Raw genomic sequence first — 16559 nt, forward strand, 5'->3', positions numbered from 1 at the left:
AGACACCCCCACCCCGGGGGCCTGGGGGCGGAGCCCCCAGGGACAGGATGGGACGGGTAGGGGAGGCGGGGGCGAAAAAACGAAGAGGGCGCCGCGCCCACAGACGCCGCGCCCCCTCGAACATACCGTCGAGATCAGCTCTTCTTCGCCGAGCCGGCCTCGGCCTCGGGCTCCTTCTCGGGCTCGGCCTTGGCCTTGGTCGTCTCCTCAGCCTCGGCTTTCGCGGGCTCCTCGTCGGACGCGTCAGAAGACTTCGCCTCGTCCTCCGCGTCCGCCTTCTTCTCGTCCTCCACCGAGTCACCGGCACCGTCATCGCCAGAACCGTCGGAGACCCCCGGCTCCACGATCTCCTCCCGGCCCGGCCGCTTCCGCGCCGAGAGGACGATGTACAGCACCGCGAGCAGGAACACGAACATCGCGGTCCAGTTGTTGAGCCGCAGACCGAGGATGTGGTGGGCGTCGTCGACGCGCATGTACTCGATCCAGAAGCGGCCCACGCAGTACGCGGCGACGTACAGCGCGAACGCCCGCCCGTGCCCCAGCTTGAACCGCCGGTCGGCCCAGATGACCAGCAGCGCGACGCCGATGCACCACAGGGACTCGTAGAGGAAGGTCGGGTGGTACGTACCCGGGACCCGGCCGTCCGTCGAGGACGTGATCTTCAGGGCCCAGGGAAGGTCCGTGGGACGCCCGTACAGCTCCTGGTTGAACCAGTTGCCCCACCGCCCGATCGCCTGCGCGAACGCGATGCCTGGCGCGACGGCGTCGGCGTACGCGGGCAGCGGGATGCCGCGACGGCGACAGCCGATCCACGCGCCCACCGCTCCGAGCGCGATCGCGCCCCAGATACCGAGACCGCCCTCCCACACCTTGAAGGCGTCCACCCAGTCACGGCCCTCGCTGAAGTACAGCTCGTAGTCCGTGATCACGTGGTACAGCCGTCCGCCGACGAGGCCGAACGGCACGGCCCAGACCGCGATGTCGGCCACCGTACCGGCTCGCCCGCCACGGGCGATCCAGCGTTTGTTGCCGAGCCAGACGGCCACGAAGACGCCGATGATGATGCAGAACGCATAGCCGCGCAGCGGCACGGGGCCCAGGTACAGCACCCCACGCGACGGGCTCGGAATGAAGGCAAGCTCAACAAGGTCCATGGCAAGGTCGACGCTACCCTGCCGGACACGCACTGCGACAACCCACCCGGCTACGGCTCCATAACGCCACTGCCGTCACCCGGGGCGGACGGGCCTCAGCCGCCGCTCTTCGCCTCCACCATCTGCTTGAGCTTCGCCGGGGTCATCGACCGGTCCTGGTAGATGTTCCTGCCGTCGAGGAGCACGGTCGGGGTGCCTCCGAAGCGGCCCTTCTGGAAGGCCTCGTTCGACTTCACGACCCAGCCGTTGTGCGTGCCGTCCTGGACGCACCGGCGGAAGGCGGGCGTGTCCAGCCCGTCGACCTTCCGCGCCAGCTCGACCAGCTTGTCGTCCTTGGCGAAGGCGTCCTCGGTCTCGGGAGGCTGGTTCTGGTAGAGCACGTCGTGGTACTTGGGGAACCTGCCCGTGTCCTGCGCGCACGCGGCGGCGTTGGCGGCGTTCCTGGAGCCGCTGCCGCCCATGTTCCCGTCGATCAGCGTCGCCAGGCGGTACTCGACCTTGAGCTTTCCGGCGTCCGTGAGCTCGTGGATCGTGGAGCGGTAGGCGTCCTCGAAGGACTTGCACGCCGGGCAGCGGAAGTCCTCCCACACCGTGAGGGTCGACTTGGCGCCGTCCTTGCCGACGGGGATCACGAGGCCGTTCTTGCCCTGTGCTCCCGAGGGCCCCACGACCGGGCCCGAGGCGCCCTCCTTGTCCTTGCCTGCGTTCGCGGCGACGACGCCGATCGCCGCCGCCACGCCCAGGACGCCCACCACCGAGGCGCCCACGACCAGTGCGCGGCGGCGCTTGTCCGCGCTCTTCTGCTTCTGTCGCTCCGCCGCCAGCCTCTCCCGGGCGGTGCGCTTTCCCTCACGGTTCTTCTCGCTCACGTCCGGCAGAACGAACCGGGGAGGCGTCGAGCGCCTCCCCGGCCCCAGGTCCACTCGTTCGAGTGAGCGGATTGTCCGTTACTCGCCCACTCGCCTACGCGTCTACTCGCCGCGCACGCCGCGGGCGAGCTCAGCCGCCAGCGTCCGCACGGCCTCCAGGCCCGCCGCCTCGTCCGGCGCGTCCAGCATCCGCTTCACGAAGGCCGAGCCGACGATCACGCCGTCGGCGAAGCCGGCGACCTCGGCGGCCTGCGCCGCGTTGGAGACCCCGAGCCCGACGCAGACGGGCAGGTCGGTGCGGGTGGCCCGGGTGCGCTCCACCAGGTCCTGGGCCTGCGCGCCGACCGACTCGCGCGTCCCCGTGACGCCCATCAGCGAGGCCGCGTAGACGAAGCCGGAACCCACCGCGGTGATCTCGGCGAGCCGGGCGTCCTTGCTGCTGGGCGCGACCACGAAGACCGTGGCGAGCCCGTGTTTCTCGGCGTGCTCCCTCCACAGGGCCGACTCCTGTACGGGGAGGTCGGGCAGGATGCACCCGGCCCCTCCGGCCTCCGCGAGCTCAGCGGTGAAGCGCTCCACGCCGTACCGGTCGATGGGGTTCCAGTACGTCATCACCAGCACCGGCTTGCCGGTCGCCTCGTACGCCTCGCGCACCGTGCGCATGACGTCGGCGATCTTGACGCCACCGCGCAGGGCGATGTCGTCGGCGGTCTGGATGACGGGTCCGTCGAGGACCGGGTCGCTGTGCGGCAGCCCGACCTCCACCACGTCGGCGCCGCCGTCGAAGGCCGCCTTGATCGCGGCGATCCCCCCGTCGACGGTCGGGAACCCGGCCGGGAGGTAGGCGATGAGGGCGGACCGCCCCTCGGCCCTGGCGGCCGCCAGGGTGTCGCGCAACAGCTGGACGTTGCCGCTCACTTGGCGTCCCCCTCGATCTCGGCGACGTCGCCGTCGGCGTCCGCGGCCACGGTGGCGTCGGTGTCGTACAGCCCGAAGTACCGGGCGGCCGTGTCCATGTCCTTGTCGCCGCGGCCGGACAGGTTGACGACGATCAGCCCGTCCTTGCCCAGCTCCCTGCCGACCTCCAGGGCGCCGGCGAGCGCGTGGGCGCTCTCGATGGCCGGGATGATCCCCTCGGTGCGCGACAGCAGGCGCAACGCCTGCATCGCCGCGTCGTCGGTGACCGCGCGGTACTCGCCGCGGCCGCTGTCCTTGAGGTAGGAGTGCTCGGGCCCGATGCCGGGGTAGTCCAGACCGGCCGAGATCGAGTACGGCTCGGTGATCTGCCCCTCCTCGTCCTGCAGGACGTACGACCGCGACCCGTGCAGGATCCCGGGCTCACCCGCGGTCAGGGTCGCGGCGTGCTCCCCGCTCTCGACCCCGTGCCCGGCGGGCTCGCACCCGATGAGGCGTACGGAGGTGTCGGGGATGAAGGCGTGGAAGAGCCCGATGGCGTTGGAACCGCCTCCCACACAGGCGACGGCGGCGTCGGGGAGACGCCCGGCGCGCTCCAGCAGCTGACGCCGCGCCTCGACGCCGATGACGCGGTGGAAGTCGCGCACCATGGCGGGGAACGGGTGGGGGCCCGCGACGGTCCCGAACAGGTAGTGGGTGTGGTCGACGTTGGCGACCCAGTCCCGGAAGGCCTCGTTGATGGCGTCCTTGAGCGTCCTGCTCCCGGACTTCACGGCGATGACCTCGGCGCCGAGCATGCGCATGCGCGCGACGTTGAGGGCCTGGCGCTGGGTGTCGATCTCACCCATGTAGATGGTGCACTCCAGGCCGAACAGCGCGCACGCGGTCGCCGTCGCCACGCCGTGCTGTCCTGCGCCGGTCTCGGCGATGACGCGGGTCTTGCCCATGCGCTTGGTGAGCAGCGCCTGGCCCAGCACGTTGTTGATCTTGTGGGAGCCGGTGTGGTTGAGATCTTCCCGCTTCAGGAAGACGCGGGCGCCTCCGGCGTGCTCGGCGAACCTCGGCACCTCGGTGAGCGCGCTCGGCCGCCCGGTGTAGTGCACGAGCAGGTCGTCGAGCTCGCGGGCGAACTCGGGGTCGGACTTCGCCTTGTCGTACTCCACGGCGACCTCGTCCACGGCGGCGACGAGCGCCTCCGGGATGAACTTGCCGCCGTACGCGCCGAAGTAGCCCTCGGCGCTGGGAACCTGACCCTCCGGGTCGGGGATGAAGAACTCGCTGGACATGCGGTTACCTCGCTGGGGCCTTTGCCCCGGTTACAGGTCGGACATGGTCACGGTATCCACGTACGCACACGCTCTGTCGAGCCCTCCCCCTGGTCAGGGTCGCCGGGCTCGGGCCAACGGCCGGGCTCGGGCGAGGGGGCGGGGGGACCGAGTCGGGGTGCGCCGGGTTTTCCTCGCCCCCGCCGCCCCTACCCGTCCCATCCCTGGGGGCTACGCCCCCAGACCCCCGGCTGCCCGCCTCGGACAGGATCCCGCCGTCGGACAAGAGCCCCACCTCGGGCACGACTCCCGTCTCGGGCACGACTCCCGTCTCAGGCACGGCTCCCGCCTCGGCCACGGCCCCGCCCCGGACAGGGCCCCGCCTCGGCCACGACCCCGCCCCGGACAAGAGCCCGCCTCGAACAGGGCCCCGCCCCGGACAAGAGCCCGCCTCGAACAGGGCCCCCGCCGCCAGGCACGAGCACCGCCACGTTCAGATCCCCGGCCCGCAGGCACGAGCCCCGCCTCGAACACGGCCTACGCCACAGGGCACGAGCCCCGCACCGGACAAGAGCTTGCCTCGGGCACGACAGGGTCCATGCCGACGGACACGCCGCACGCCTCGGTGCGAACCCGGCTCGGGTTCGCGCCCGGAGTCCGTCCGGTCGCGGTCGTGGACCGCAGCCCTCACTCCGGCCGTCCGCCCACGCCCGCCGCAGCGGTGAAGGCCGACGGCGTGGACCTACGGTCCAGAACCGGCCGGACCTGGCCGAGCCCTCGGGTCGAAGCCGTGCTCAGTGACGCCGGTCAGCCGCGCAGCGGCCTCGCAGGGTGAGCGCGCGTACGTGCTCGGGCCATCGCATCCCGTTGACCTGGCCCGGTTCGTCACCGATGACGTAGCGGACCCGGCGGCCGTGGACACGGCGCGCGGGCGCCCGGCAGCCGCGCGGCCTGCAGCCGCGGGCGAGGCGGGCGTAGGGGTCGACGGGCCGCGCGCAGGCCAGGGCGACCGCACCGGTCGAGCAGGCGCTCGTCCGGTGTCGTCGGGCCGGTGTGCGGCGGACCGTCATGGTGGCGTCAGCCCCTGCCGTGGCGCAGCGCCGGGTGCTCACCCGCGGCCACGAGGTCCGACACCGCCGTCTTCGGGTCGCGGCCGGTCACGAGGGACTCCCCCACGAGCACGGCGTCGGCGCCGGCGTTGGCGTACGCGATGAGGTCGTGCGGGCCACGGACACCGGACTCGGCGATCTTGACGATGTCGTCGGGGATCTCGGGGGCGACCCGCTCGAACGTGGAGCGGTCGACCTCCAGGGTCTTCAGGTTGCGCGCGTTGATGCCGATCACCTTCGCGCCCGCGTCCACCGCCCGCTCGACCTCGTCCTCGTCGTGCACCTCGACGAGCGGCGTGAGCCCGATGGACACGGCACGCTCGACGAGGGACTCCAGGGCGGGCTGGTCGAGGGCCGCGACGATCAGCAGGACCAGGTCGGCGCCGTACGCCCGTGCCTCCCACAGCTGGTACGAGGTGACGACGAAGTCCTTGCGCAGGACGGGGATGTCGACACGGGCCCGGACCGCCTCGAGGTCCGCCAGCGAGCCGCCGAAACGGCGCTGCTCGGTGAGGACCGAGATGACCGCCGCGCCGCCCGCCTCGTAGTCGGAGGCCAGACCCGCCGGGTCGGCGATCGCGGCCAGCGCGCCCTTGGACGGGCTGGAGCGCTTGACCTCGCAGATCACCTTCACGCCGTCACCGCGCAACGCGGCCACGCCGTCCTTGGCCGCGGGAGCCTTCACCACGCGCTCCTTGAGCTCGTCGAGGCTGACGCGCGCCTGCCGCTCCGCGAGGTCGGCACGGACTCCGTCGATGATCTCGTCGAGCACACTCACGCGAGCGGCCCCCTTTCTGACGGTGGACGGTGGACGCTTGATGCGGGTCGAGCAGTTCAAGCTGTTCGGGGTCACTGCGATGGTATCCGCAGGAGGGCGCAGGCCCCGCATCCGGTTGACGGCGGTCCCACTACCTGGACATTCACCATTTGATCAAGGATGCAGCCAGCCACCGAAGGGAAGGTTCCGGACAACGGTGAACACCAGGACCAACGCACCCAGGGACCACAGCGCCACCGGCGGCAGCTCGATCCGCGTCGGCCGCCCGCGCACCGCGCGGACCACCCAGACGGCCCAGCCCACCGCGAACGCCAGAAAGATCAGCACGGCCAGCGCGTTGTCGGTGAGGGCCGCCCCGAGGTCGCCGCGCACGAACGCGTGGGCGGCGCGCAGACCGCCGCAGCCCGGGCAGTACAGGCCGGTGAGACGCAGCAGCGGACAGACCGGGTAGTGCCCGGGCTGGTTGGGGTCCACGGCCCCCACGTACGCGAAGGCACCGGCGACGGCTCCGAGGACCCCGGCGGGCAGCGCCACCCGCCCCAGCAGGGAGCCCGCGCCCGTGCGGGCGCCGGTCGACGGTGTCACCCTGCGGGTCTCGGCATTCACACCACGCATTCTGCCCGGTGCGGGCCGCCCGGCGCGCGGGAGGGGCGGATCCGGCGCCGCTGCCACCGGGTCCGCCCCTCCCGAAGCCGTACGGGCTCAGCTCTCGGCGGTCACCGGCTCGGGCTTCGCCTCGGGCTTCGCGACCTGGTGGGCCGGGTGCGCCGTCTTCGGCTGGCCCAGACCCATCGAGCTCATGACGGCGCCGACGACACCGCCGAGGCACGTGAGCACCATGCCGGCCCAGAAGCCCAGCGGGTTGGCCATCACCATGAAGGCACCCGCGACGCAGAAACCGATGATGGTGATGATGACACCGGTCCAGGCGGCCGGGGTGTGACCGTGGCTGCTGCCCGCCATGACTTGCTCCTCGTTGCTGTAAGCGATGCGTGTGTGAGTCGGACGCTCGCCGTCCATTGTCCCGTACGCGCACGAACGCCCTGAGCGGGGGTCCGTCCTGACCGTCACGGGAGCTTACGCGCCGGTCGGGTCCTCGCCACGGTCGAGCGCCTTCCACAGGTCCTCGGGACGGTCCGGGTCCACGGGCTTCGCCGTGCGCGGCCGGGGCGTCCCGTAGCGCTCGTAGCGGCCGGACATCGCGGGCCACAGCTTCCCGTACCGCAGGGCCATCAGCCCGGCGAGCAGGATGAGCACGCCGCCCGCGGCCGCGACGTAGGGCCAGGCGGTGTGGCTGAGCGCGTCGACGGTGGCGGAGGTGTCACCGGAGGCCTGCGCGGCCTTCTCGTCGAGCGCGGAGCTGTCGGAGGCGCCCAGCACGGCCGTGACGACGGTGCCCGCGCCGGAGAGCGCGAGCAGCCCGGCGACCAGGACGCGCCCGGCCCTGCGTACGGCGAACACGGCGACGAGCGCGGCGAGGCCCACGATGGCGAGGGCCGCGGGCACGCCGGTGACCTCGCTGCCCTTGGCGGTCAGCGGGAAGTCGCCGCCCGCGACCGAGGCGGTGGCCTCCGACCACCGCTGCCGGGAGGCGAGCAGCGCCACGGCCGCGCCGAGCGCGCCGCTCAGCAGGGCGACGGCGAGACTGCGTCGCCCGGCACGGACGCGTGCGGGTTCGGAACGGGGGTGAGGAGTTGCGGTCACGTACTCCACTATCGCCTGACCCCCGCCCGCTCCGTCACGCGGGGTTCACGCCCGGGGCCGGCCGAGCCGGTTCGCGGTGTGCACCGCGCGCAGCACCGCAGCCGCCTTGTTGCGGCACTCGGTGTCCTCGGCCACCGGGTCCGAGTCGGCGACGATGCCGGCGCCCGCCTGGACGTAGGCGGTGCCGTCGCGCAGGAGGGCCGTGCGGATGGCGATGGCGGTGTCGGAGTCGCCGGCGAAGTCGAGGTAGCCGACGCAGCCGCCGTACAGCCCCCGGCGGGCCGGTTCCAGTTCGTCGATGATCTGCATGGCGCGCGGCTTGGGAGCGCCGGAGAGCGTGCCGGCCGGGAAGCAGGCCGTCAGCACGTCGAAGGCCGTACGGCCCTCGGCGACGCGCCCGGTGACGGTCGACACGATGTGCATCACGTGCGAGTACCGCTCGATGGACATGAAGTCGACGACCTCGACCGAGCCGGGTTCGCACACGCGGCCCAGGTCGTTGCGCCCGAGGTCGACGAGCATCAGGTGCTCGGCGCGCTCCTTGGGGTCGGCGAGCAGCTCGTCGGCGAGTGCCTGGTCCTCCTGCGGGGTGGCGCCGCGGGGCCGGGTGCCCGCGATGGGGTGCACCATCGCCTGCCCGTCCTCGACCTTGACCAGGGCCTCCGGGGAGGAGCCGACGACGTCGAAGCCGTCGAAGCGGAACAGGTACATGTACGGGGAGGGGTTGGTCGCCCGCAGCACCCGGTAGACGTCCAGCGCGCTTGCCGTGCAGGGGGTTTCGAAGCGCTGGGAGGGGACGACCTGGAAGGCCTCGCCGGCCCGGATGCGCTCCTTGACGTCCTCGACGGCCTCCTGGAAGTCGGGGCCGCCCCAGCGCGCGGTGTACTCGGGCAGCTCGGAGGGCGGGAGCTCGGCCGGGGGCTGTGAGACGGGGCGGGAGAGGTCGGCCTGCATGGCGTCGAGGCGGGCGACCGCGTCCGCGTGGGCCTCGTCGACGCCCGTGTCCAGGTCGTTGTGGTTGATGGCGTTGGCGATGAGCAGCACCGTGCCGTCCCAGTGGTCGAGGACGGCGAGGTCGCTGGTGAGCAGCATCGTCAGCTCGGGGAGCTTCAGGTCGTCGTGCTCACCGGGGCCGATCTTCTCCAGGCGGCGCACGATGTCGTAGCCGAGATAGCCGACCATGCCGCCGGTGAAGGGCGGCAGGCCCGCGGCGAGGTCGTGGGGCGTGTGCAGGGCCTCGATGGTGGCGCGCAGAGCGGCGAGCGGGTCGCCGTCGACGGGAACGCCGACGGGCGGGGTGCCCTGCCAGTGCGCCTGGCCGTCGCGCGCGGTGAGGGTGGCGTGGCTGTGGACGCCGACGAAGGAGTACCGGGACCATGAGCGGCCGTTCTCCGCGGACTCCAGCAGGAACGTGCCGGGGCGCTCGGCGGCGAGCTTGCGGTAGAGCGCGACCGGGGTGTCGCCGTCGGCGAGGAGCTTGCGGCTGACGGGGATGACGCGGCGGTCGGCGGCCAGCTTGCGGAACGTCTCGAGGTCCATGGCGGCTGACCTTACTGATCCAGTGACGATACGTCGGAACCGGCGCCGCCCTCGACGGCCCCCAGCACGTCGGCGTCGAAGCAGGTGCGGGCGCCGGTGTGGCAGGCGGCGCCGACCTGGTCGACCTTGACCAGGACGGTGTCGGCGTCGCAGTCGAGGGCGACGGACTTCACGTACTGGAAGTGGCCGGAGGTGTCACCCTTCACCCAGTACTCCCGGCGGCTGCGCGACCAGTAGGTGCAGCGGCCCGTGGTGAGCGTGCGGTGCAGCGCCTCGTCGTCCATCCAGCCGAGCATGAGCACCTCTCCGGTGTCGTACTGCTGGGCGATGGCGGGGACGAGCCCGTCGGCGCTGCGCCTGAGGCGCGCGGCGACCTGGGGGTCGAGGCTGCCGGGCCCGCTGGGCCCGCTGGAGGACGGCGTGCTGGTCATGGATGCCATTGTGCCGCGCGCCGCCGACACCCCCCGCGGTTGTCCACAGGCCGGACCGGATGCGGGGCCGGCCGCCGGACACGGCGACGCACCGGCCCGGTCTCCGCTGGGCGGACCCGCGACCCGGCCGTAGGCTTGCCGCATGTCGACCCATGCCAAGCGTGAACGACTCCTCCTCGCCGATCTGTTGGAGGCCTCGGGCCCGGACGCCCCGACCCTCTGCGACGACTGGAACACCCGTGACCTCGCCGCCCACGTGGTGGTGCGCGAGCGCCGCCCCGACGCCGCCGGGGGCATCCTTGTCAAGCAGCTCGCTCCACGGCTGGAGCGGGTGATGGCGGAGTTCACCGACAAGCCGTACGGGGAGCTGATCCGGCTCATCCGCACCGGCCCGCCGCGTTTCTCGCCCTTCTCCCTGAAGCAGATCGACGAGGCCTCGAACACGATCGAGTTCTACGTCCACACCGAGGACGTGCGCCGCGCCCAGCCGGACTGGACGCCGCGCGAGCTGGACGGGGTCTTCCAGGACGCCCTGTGGTCCCGTCTGGAGCGCACCGCCCGCCTGATGGGCCGGGGCGCCCCGACCGGCCTCGTGCTGCGCCGCCCGAACGGCCAGACGGCGGTCGCCCACCGGGGCACGCCGGTCGTCACGGTGACCGGCGAGCCGTCCGAGCTGCTGCTGTTCCTGTACGGGCGGCAGCAGGTGGCCGACGTCGAGCTGGACGGCGAGAAGGACGCGATCACCAAGCTGCACGAGACGAAGCAGCTGGGGATCTGAGGCCGGGGATCTGAGTAAGCCCCGGTCACCCTGTGACCGGGGCTTACAAAGCTTGTGGTGACACAGCTTGTGGCGTGGGCGTCACCGGGCGCGGGCGTCACCGCACGGGGTGCCCCGCCTCCCTCAGCGTCTCCTTCACCTCGCCGATCCGCAGGTCGCCGAAGTGGAACACCGACGCCGCCAGCACGGCGTCCGCGCCCGCCGCCACGGCCGGAGGGAAGTCGGTGAGCCTGCCCGCGCCGCCCGAGGCGATCACGGGGACCGTCACGTGCTTTCGGACCGCCGCGATCATCTCCAGGTCGTAGCCGTCCTTGGTGCCGTCCGCGTCCATCGAGTTGAGCAGGATCTCGCCCGCGCCCAGCTCGGCGGCCCGGTGGGCCCACTCGATGGCGTCGATGCCGGTGCCCTTGCGGCCACCGTGGGTGGTGACCTCGAAGGACCCGCTCTCCGTGCGGCGCGCGTCGACCGACAGGACCAGCACCTGTCGGCCGAAGCGCTCGGCGATCTCGCGGATCAGCTCCGGGCGGGCGATCGCGGCCGTGTTCACGCCCACCTTGTCGGCGCCCGCGCGCAGCAGCTTGTCGACGTCCTCGGCCGTGCGCACGCCGCCGCCCACCGTGAGCGGGATGAAGACCTGCTCGGCGGTGCGGCGCACCACGTCGTAGGTGGTCTCGCGGTTGCCGGAGGACGCGGTGATGTCCAGGAACGTCAGCTCGTCGGCGCCTTCGGCGTCGTACACCTTGGCCATTTCGACGGGGTCGCCCGCGTCACGCAGGTTCTGGAAGTTGACGCCCTTGACGACCCGGCCGTTGTCCACGTCCAGGCAGGGGATGACTCGGACCGCCAGGGTCATGAAGCCGGCTCCTTACTCAGGTCCTCTGAATGCCTCTAGTTCCACTTCGACCAGGATGCGCGGGTCGACGAAGCCCTCCACCACCAACAGCGTGGACACCGGGCGCACCGCGTCGAAGAGCTCCTTGTGGGCGCGCCCCACGTCGTCGATGTCCCGCTGGTGCGTCAGGTACATCCTGGTCCGTATCACGGACTCGACGCCGAGCCCGAACTCGCCGATCGCCTCGACCGCGCCGGCGAAGGCCACTCTGGCCTGCTCGTAGGGGTCGCCCTCCCCGTACAGCACGCTGCCCTTGAAGGCCGTCGTGCCCGCCACCAGTACGCGGTCGCCCGCCGCGACGGCACGTGCGAAACCGAAACTCTCTTCCCAGGGACTTCCGCTCTGCACGCGCCGCACGGCTTCGGACGTCATGACGCAACAGCCTCCAAGGCCTCTTCCAGGGTGAACGCCTTCGCGTAGAGCGCCTTCCCGACGATGGAGCCCTCGACACCGAGGGGCACCAACTCCGCGATGGCCCTCAGGTCGTCGAGGGACGACACGCCACCGGACGCCACCACCGGGCGGTCGGTCGCCGCGCACACGTTCTTCAGGAGCTCCAGGTTCGGGCCCTGCAGGGTGCCGTCCTTGGCGATGTCGGTGACGACGTAACGGGCGCAGCCCTCCTTGTTGAGGCGCTCCAGCGTCTCGTACAGGTCGCCGCCGTCGCGGGTCCAGCCGCGGCCGCGCAGCGTGGTGCCGCGGACGTCCAGGCCCACCGCGATCCTGTCGCCGTGCTCGGCGATGACCTTGGCGACCCACTCGGGGGTCTCCAGGGCGGCGGTGCCCAGGTTGACGCGGGTGCAGCCGGTGGCCAGGGCGGCGGCGAGCGTGTCGTCGTCGCGGATACCGCCGGACAGCTCCACCTTGATGTCCATCGCCTTGGTGACCTCGCCGATCAGCGCCCGGTTGTCGCCCGTGCCGAACGCGGCGTCCAGGTCGACCAGGTGCAGCCACTCGGCGCCCGACCGCTGCCAGGCGAGGGCGGCCTCCAGCGGGGAGCCGTACGAGGTCTCCGTGCCGGACTCGCCGTGCACGAGGCGGACGGCCTGGCCGTCACGGACGTCGACGGCGGGGAGGAGTTCGAGCTTGGCCATGGTCTACAGGGTTCCGATCCAGTTGGTGAGCAGCTGCGCTCCGGCGTCGCCGGACTTCTCGGGGTGGAACTGCGTGGCCCACAGGGCGCCGTTCTCCACGGCGGCCACGAAGGGCTTGCCGTGGGTGGACCAGGTGACCTTGGGGGCCGCCATGGCCGGGTTGTGGACTTCGAGGTTCCAGTCGTGGACGGCGTAGGAGTGCACGAAGTAGAAGCGCGCGTCCGCGTCCAGTCCGGCGAAGAGCTCGGAGTCGGCCGGGGACTCGACGGTGTTCCAGCCCATGTGGGGAACGATGTCGGCCTGGAGCGGCTCGACGGAGCCGGGCCACTGGTCGAGGCCGTCGGTCTCCACGCCGTGCTCGATGCCGCGGGCGAAGAGGATCTGCATGCCGACGCAGATGCCCATCACCGGGCGGCCGCCGGACAGCCTGCGGTCGACGATCCAGTCGCCGCGCGCCTCGGTGAGGCCCTTCATGCAGGCGGCGAACGCGCCGACGCCGGGCACCAGCAGGCCGTCCGCGTTCATGGCCTTGTCGTAGTCACGCGTGATCTCGACGTCGGCTCCCACGCGCGCGAGGGCACGCTCGGCGGAACGGACGTTGCCGAAGCCGTAGTCGAAGACGACCACGCTCTTCGCGGGGGCACTCAATTCCACACCTCCAGCCTCAGGACACCGGCGACGAGACACATCCCGGCGCCTATCGAGAGCAGCACGATGAGCCCCTTGGGCATCTTCTGCTTGGCGAAGGAGTAGATCCCGCCGAGCAGGAAGAGCCCGACGACGATCAGGAGCGAGGAGAGGCTGTTCACAGCGCGCCCTTCGTGGAGGGGAGGATGCCGGCGGCGCGGGGGTCGCGCTCGCTGGCGTACCTCAGCGCCCGTGCCAGCGCCTTGAACTGGCACTCCACGATGTGGTGCGCGTTGCGCCCGTACGGGACGTGCACGTGCAGCGCGATCTGGGCCTGGGCGACGAAGGACTCCAGGATGTGGCGGGTCATCGTGGTGTCGTACTCGCCGATCATCGGCGCCATCTTCTCGGGCTCGGTGTGCACGAGGTACGGGCGGCCGCTCAGGTCCACCGTCACCTGCGCCAGCGACTCGTCCAGGGGCACCGTGCAGTTGCCGAAGCGGTAGATGCCCACCTTGTCGCCGAGGGCCTGCTTGAAGGCGGCGCCGAGCGCGAGGGCGGTGTCCTCGATGGTGTGGTGCGAGTCGATGTGCAGGTCGCCCTCGGTCTTCACGGTCAGGTCGAACAGACCGTGCCGGCCGAGCTGGTCGAGCATGTGGTCGTAGAAGCCGACCCCGGTGGAGATCTCCGTCCTGCCCGTGCCGTCGAGGTCCACCTCGACGAGGACGGACGTCTCCTTGGTCGTCCGCTCCACGCGTCCTACCCGACTCATGTGCTCTGCTCCTTCGGGGGTGTGGGGGTGTCCCCCACGAGACTCAGTGGTTCACGTACCGCGTCGAGGAACGCGTCGTTCTCGGCCGGGGTTCCCGCGGTCACCCGCAGCCACCCCGGTACGCCGTTGTCACGGACCAGGACGCCCCGGTCCAGGATCTTCCGCCAGGCGGCGTGGGAGTCGTCGAACCGGCCGAACTGCACGAAGTTCGCGTCCGACTCGGTGACCTCGTAGCCGATCGCGCGCAGCTCGGTGACCAGCCGGTCCCGCTCGGTCTTCAGCTGCTCGACGTACTTCAGCAGTGTGTCGGTGTGCTCCAGGGCGGCCAGGGCGGTGGCCTGCGTGACGGCCGACAGGTGGTACGGCAGCCGTACGAGCTGGACGGCGTCCACGACCGCGGGGTGCGCGGCGAGGTAGCCGAGGCGCAGGCCCGCCGCGCCGAACGCCTTGGACATGGTCCGGGAGACCACGAGGCGCGGCCGGCCCTCCAGCAGGGGGAGCAGCGAGTCGCCGTGGCTGAACTCGATGTACGCCTCGTCGACCACGACCATCGCCCCGGCAGTCTCAGCCTTGGCCGCCTGCGCCGCCTCGTACAGGGCGAGGACGGTCTCGCGCGGGACCGCGTTGCCCGTGGGGTTGTTGGGGGTGGTGATGAAGACGACGTCCGGCTTGTGCTCGGCGATGGCCTTCTCGGCGGCGGCGAGGTCGACGGTGAAGTCGTCGTTGCGGGGGCCGGAGATCCAGCCCGTGCCCGTGCCGCGGGAGATGAGCCCGTGCATGGAGTACGACGGCTCGAAGCCGATCGCCGTGCGGCCGGGTCCGCCGAAGGTCTGGAGCAGCTGCTGGATGACCTCGTTGGAGCCGTTGGCCGCCCAGACGTTCTCCACGCCGACCGGGTGGCCGCCGGTCTTCGTCAGGTAGCCGGCGAGCTCGGTGCGCAGCTCGACGGCGTCCCGGTCCGGGTAGCGGTTGAGGTTCCGGGCCGCCTCGCGCACCCGCTCGGTGATCCGCTCGACGAGCGGCTCGGGCAGCGGGTAGGGGTTCTCGTTCGTGTTCAGCCGTACGGGGACGTCCAGTTGGGGCGCGCCGTAGGGGGACTTGCCGCGCAGCTCGTCCCGTACGGGGAGATCGTCGATCGTTACGTCGGTCACTTGCTCTCTGGCACCTTCCAACCGAACCTCGCCTTGATCGCGGCGCCGTGCGCGGGCAGGTCCTCCGCCTCCGCCAGTGTCACCACGTGGTGCGCGACCTCGGCCAGCGCGTCCTTCGTGTAGTCGACGACGTGGATGCCGCGCAGGAAGGACTGGACGGACAGGCCGGAGGAGTGGCAGGCGCACCCGCCGGTGGGCAGGACGTGGTTGGACCCGGCCGCGTAGTCGCCGAGCGACACCGGCGCCCAGGGGCCGATGAAGATCGCGCCCGCGTTCACGACCCGTTCGGCGACCGCCGTCGCGTCCGCCGTCTGGATCTCCAGGTGCTCGGCGCCGTAGGCGTTGACGACGCGGAGACCCTCGTCGATGCCGTCGACGAGCACGATCGCGGACTGCCGGCCCGCTAGGGCGGGGCGGATCCGGTCCTCGATGTGCTTGGTGGCCTCGACCTGCGGCTGGAGCTCCTTCTCGACCGCGTCCGCGAGTTCCACGGAGTCGGTGACGAGGACGGCGGCGGCCAGCGGGTCGTGCTCGGCCTGGCTGATCAGGTCGGCGGCGACGTGCACCGGGTCGGCGGTCTCGTCCGCGAGGACCGCGATCTCGGTGGGTCCGGCCTCCGAGTCGATGCCGATGAGGCCCGTGAAGTACCGCTTGGCGGCGGCCACCCAGATGTTGCCGGGGCCGGTGACCATGTTGGCGGGCGGGCAGGACTCCGTGCCGTACGCGAACATGGCGACCGCGGTGGCGCCGCCGGCCGCGTACACCTCGTCGACGCCGAGCAGCGCGCAGGCCGCGAGGATCGTCGGGTGCGGGAGGCCGTCGAACTCGGCCTGGGCGGGCGAGGCGAGGGCGACGGAGCCGACGCCGGCCTCCTGGGCGGGCACCACGTTCATGATCACGGAGGACGGGTACACGGAGCGGCCGCCCGGCGCGTACAGCCCGACGCGCTCGACCGGCACCCACTTCTCGGTGACCGTGCCGCCGGGGACCACCTGGGTGGTGTGGCTGGTGCGGCGCTGCTCTCGGTGGACGATGCGGGCGCGGCGGATGGACTCCTCCAGGGCCGCGCGCACGGCCGGGTCGAGCTGCTCCAGCGCGTTCGTGAGCGCCTCGGCCGGGACCCGTACCGACTGAAGGCGTACGCCGTCGAACTTCTCGGCGAAGTCGATCAGCGCCGCGTCACCCCGATGATGCACGGCCTCTACGATCGGGCGCACCTTCTCCAGGGCGGCCGCGACGTCGAAGTCGGCTCGGGGCAGCAGGTCGCGCAGAGCGGGGCCCTTGGGGAGGGCATCGCCGCGCAGATCGATTCGGGAGATCACGGGGCCAATTCTCTCAGACCCCGGTCGGGCGCCGTCCTCCCGTATCAGTTGCTGATACACACCTGCGGGGGAACTCGGAAGATCACCTTCACGTCTTGCGTTCGAGACGTCACTCAGCGGGCATGGGACAGGTGTGCGATACCCGCGGGTAGCTGGGGA

At 71.6% G+C, this 16559-nt stretch carries 20 protein-coding genes; 1 reads left to right on the forward strand and 19 read right to left on the reverse strand.

The features are described 5' to 3' along the window. Positions 1-134 precede the first annotated feature (134 nt). The 11 genes from lgt to hisI all read right to left on the reverse strand — a co-directional run bounded on the left by lgt (position 135) and on the right by hisI (position 9764). Positions 135-1154 (reverse strand): prolipoprotein diacylglyceryl transferase, encoded by a 1020-nt coding sequence (gene lgt / locus AB0959_RS24170; RefSeq protein WP_366828575.1) that lies wholly within the window; start codon positions 1152-1154, stop codon positions 135-137. Between the two features lie 95 nt (positions 1155-1249). After that, positions 1250-2023 carry a thioredoxin domain-containing protein gene (locus AB0959_RS24175; protein WP_366828576.1) on the reverse strand — a complete coding sequence of 258 codons (774 nt, stop codon included), beginning with the start codon at positions 2021-2023 and terminating at the stop codon, positions 1250-1252. A 102-nt stretch (positions 2024-2125) separates the two neighbouring features. After that, the gene (trpA, locus tag AB0959_RS24180; RefSeq protein ID WP_366828578.1) at positions 2126-2941 is read right to left on the reverse strand and encodes a tryptophan synthase subunit alpha; all 816 of its coding nucleotides are present in this window, start codon (positions 2939-2941) and stop codon (positions 2126-2128) included. Further along, positions 2938-4224, reverse strand: coding sequence for a tryptophan synthase subunit beta (gene trpB, locus AB0959_RS24185; protein WP_366828579.1), 1287 nt, complete (start codon positions 4222-4224; stop codon positions 2938-2940). The genes trpA and trpB overlap by 4 nt, the downstream gene beginning before the upstream one ends. 773 nt (positions 4225-4997) lie before the next feature. After that, the gene (locus AB0959_RS24190) at positions 4998-5273 is read right to left on the reverse strand and encodes a hypothetical protein (RefSeq protein ID WP_366828580.1); all 276 of its coding nucleotides are present in this window, start codon (positions 5271-5273) and stop codon (positions 4998-5000) included. A 7-nt stretch (positions 5274-5280) separates the two neighbouring features. After that, the gene (trpC, locus tag AB0959_RS24195; protein ID WP_366828581.1) at positions 5281-6090 is read right to left on the reverse strand and encodes an indole-3-glycerol phosphate synthase TrpC; all 810 of its coding nucleotides are present in this window, start codon (positions 6088-6090) and stop codon (positions 5281-5283) included. Between the two features lie 153 nt (positions 6091-6243). Continuing rightward, positions 6244-6705: a DUF2752 domain-containing protein gene (locus AB0959_RS24200; RefSeq protein ID WP_366828582.1), complete on the reverse strand. Its 462-nt coding sequence runs from the start codon at positions 6703-6705 to the stop codon at positions 6244-6246. An 87-nt stretch (positions 6706-6792) separates the two neighbouring features. After that, on the reverse strand, positions 6793-7053 hold the full coding sequence (locus tag AB0959_RS24205; protein WP_366828583.1) for an HGxxPAAW family protein: 261 nt from the start codon (positions 7051-7053) through the stop codon (positions 6793-6795). Positions 7054-7167: 114 nt separating this feature from the next. Beyond that, on the reverse strand, positions 7168-7803 hold the full coding sequence (locus AB0959_RS24210; RefSeq protein ID WP_366828584.1) for a TIGR02234 family membrane protein: 636 nt from the start codon (positions 7801-7803) through the stop codon (positions 7168-7170). A 36-nt stretch (positions 7804-7839) separates the two neighbouring features. Further along, on the reverse strand, positions 7840-9333 hold the full coding sequence (locus AB0959_RS24215) for an anthranilate synthase component I (RefSeq protein ID WP_366828585.1): 1494 nt from the start codon (positions 9331-9333) through the stop codon (positions 7840-7842). Positions 9334-9344: 11 nt separating this feature from the next. Continuing rightward, complete coding sequence (hisI, locus tag AB0959_RS24220; RefSeq protein ID WP_366828586.1) at positions 9345-9764, reverse strand: phosphoribosyl-AMP cyclohydrolase; 420 nt, start codon at positions 9762-9764, stop codon at positions 9345-9347. 142 nt (positions 9765-9906) lie between these two features. Here hisI and AB0959_RS24225 point away from each other — a divergent pair, with 142 nt between their 5' ends. Beyond that, complete coding sequence (locus AB0959_RS24225) at positions 9907-10542, forward strand: TIGR03085 family metal-binding protein (RefSeq protein ID WP_366828587.1); 636 nt, start codon at positions 9907-9909, stop codon at positions 10540-10542. A 97-nt stretch (positions 10543-10639) separates the two neighbouring features. Here the strand turns inward: AB0959_RS24225 and hisF are convergent, their stop codons facing one another. Genes hisF through hisD form a run of 8 tightly spaced genes read right to left on the reverse strand, consistent with a single transcriptional unit; the run spans position 10640 to position 16400 of the window. Then, positions 10640-11395, reverse strand: a complete 756-nt coding sequence (gene hisF, locus AB0959_RS24230; RefSeq protein WP_366828588.1) for an imidazole glycerol phosphate synthase subunit HisF — start codon at positions 11393-11395, stop codon at positions 10640-10642. A 12-nt stretch (positions 11396-11407) separates the two neighbouring features. Next, positions 11408-11806 carry a RidA family protein gene (locus AB0959_RS24235; RefSeq protein WP_366828589.1) on the reverse strand — a complete coding sequence of 133 codons (399 nt, stop codon included), beginning with the start codon at positions 11804-11806 and terminating at the stop codon, positions 11408-11410. Then, positions 11803-12528 carry a bifunctional 1-(5-phosphoribosyl)-5-((5-phosphoribosylamino)methylideneamino)imidazole-4-carboxamide isomerase/phosphoribosylanthranilate isomerase PriA gene (gene priA / locus AB0959_RS24240; protein ID WP_366828590.1) on the reverse strand — a complete coding sequence of 242 codons (726 nt, stop codon included), beginning with the start codon at positions 12526-12528 and terminating at the stop codon, positions 11803-11805. Before priA ends, AB0959_RS24235 begins: the two co-directional genes overlap by 4 nt. 3 nt (positions 12529-12531) lie before the next feature. Beyond that, positions 12532-13176 carry an imidazole glycerol phosphate synthase subunit HisH gene (hisH, locus tag AB0959_RS24245; RefSeq protein WP_366828591.1) on the reverse strand — a complete coding sequence of 215 codons (645 nt, stop codon included), beginning with the start codon at positions 13174-13176 and terminating at the stop codon, positions 12532-12534. Next, positions 13173-13337: a hypothetical protein gene (locus AB0959_RS24250; protein WP_366828592.1), complete on the reverse strand. Its 165-nt coding sequence runs from the start codon at positions 13335-13337 to the stop codon at positions 13173-13175. Before AB0959_RS24250 ends, hisH begins: the two co-directional genes overlap by 4 nt. After that, entirely contained in the window at positions 13334-13927 is a 594-nt protein-coding gene (gene hisB / locus AB0959_RS24255) for an imidazoleglycerol-phosphate dehydratase HisB (protein ID WP_366828593.1), read from the reverse strand. The genes AB0959_RS24250 and hisB overlap by 4 nt, the downstream gene beginning before the upstream one ends. Then, entirely contained in the window at positions 13924-15078 is a 1155-nt protein-coding gene (locus AB0959_RS24260; protein WP_366828594.1) for a histidinol-phosphate transaminase, read from the reverse strand. The genes hisB and AB0959_RS24260 overlap by 4 nt, the downstream gene beginning before the upstream one ends. Next, positions 15075-16400: a histidinol dehydrogenase gene (gene hisD / locus AB0959_RS24265; protein WP_366828595.1), complete on the reverse strand. Its 1326-nt coding sequence runs from the start codon at positions 16398-16400 to the stop codon at positions 15075-15077. Before hisD ends, AB0959_RS24260 begins: the two co-directional genes overlap by 4 nt. Positions 16401-16559 lie beyond the last annotated feature (159 nt).

This window comes from Streptomyces sp. NPDC046862 (assembly GCF_040704615.1).
Classification (GTDB): domain Bacteria; phylum Actinomycetota; class Actinomycetes; order Streptomycetales; family Streptomycetaceae; genus Streptomyces.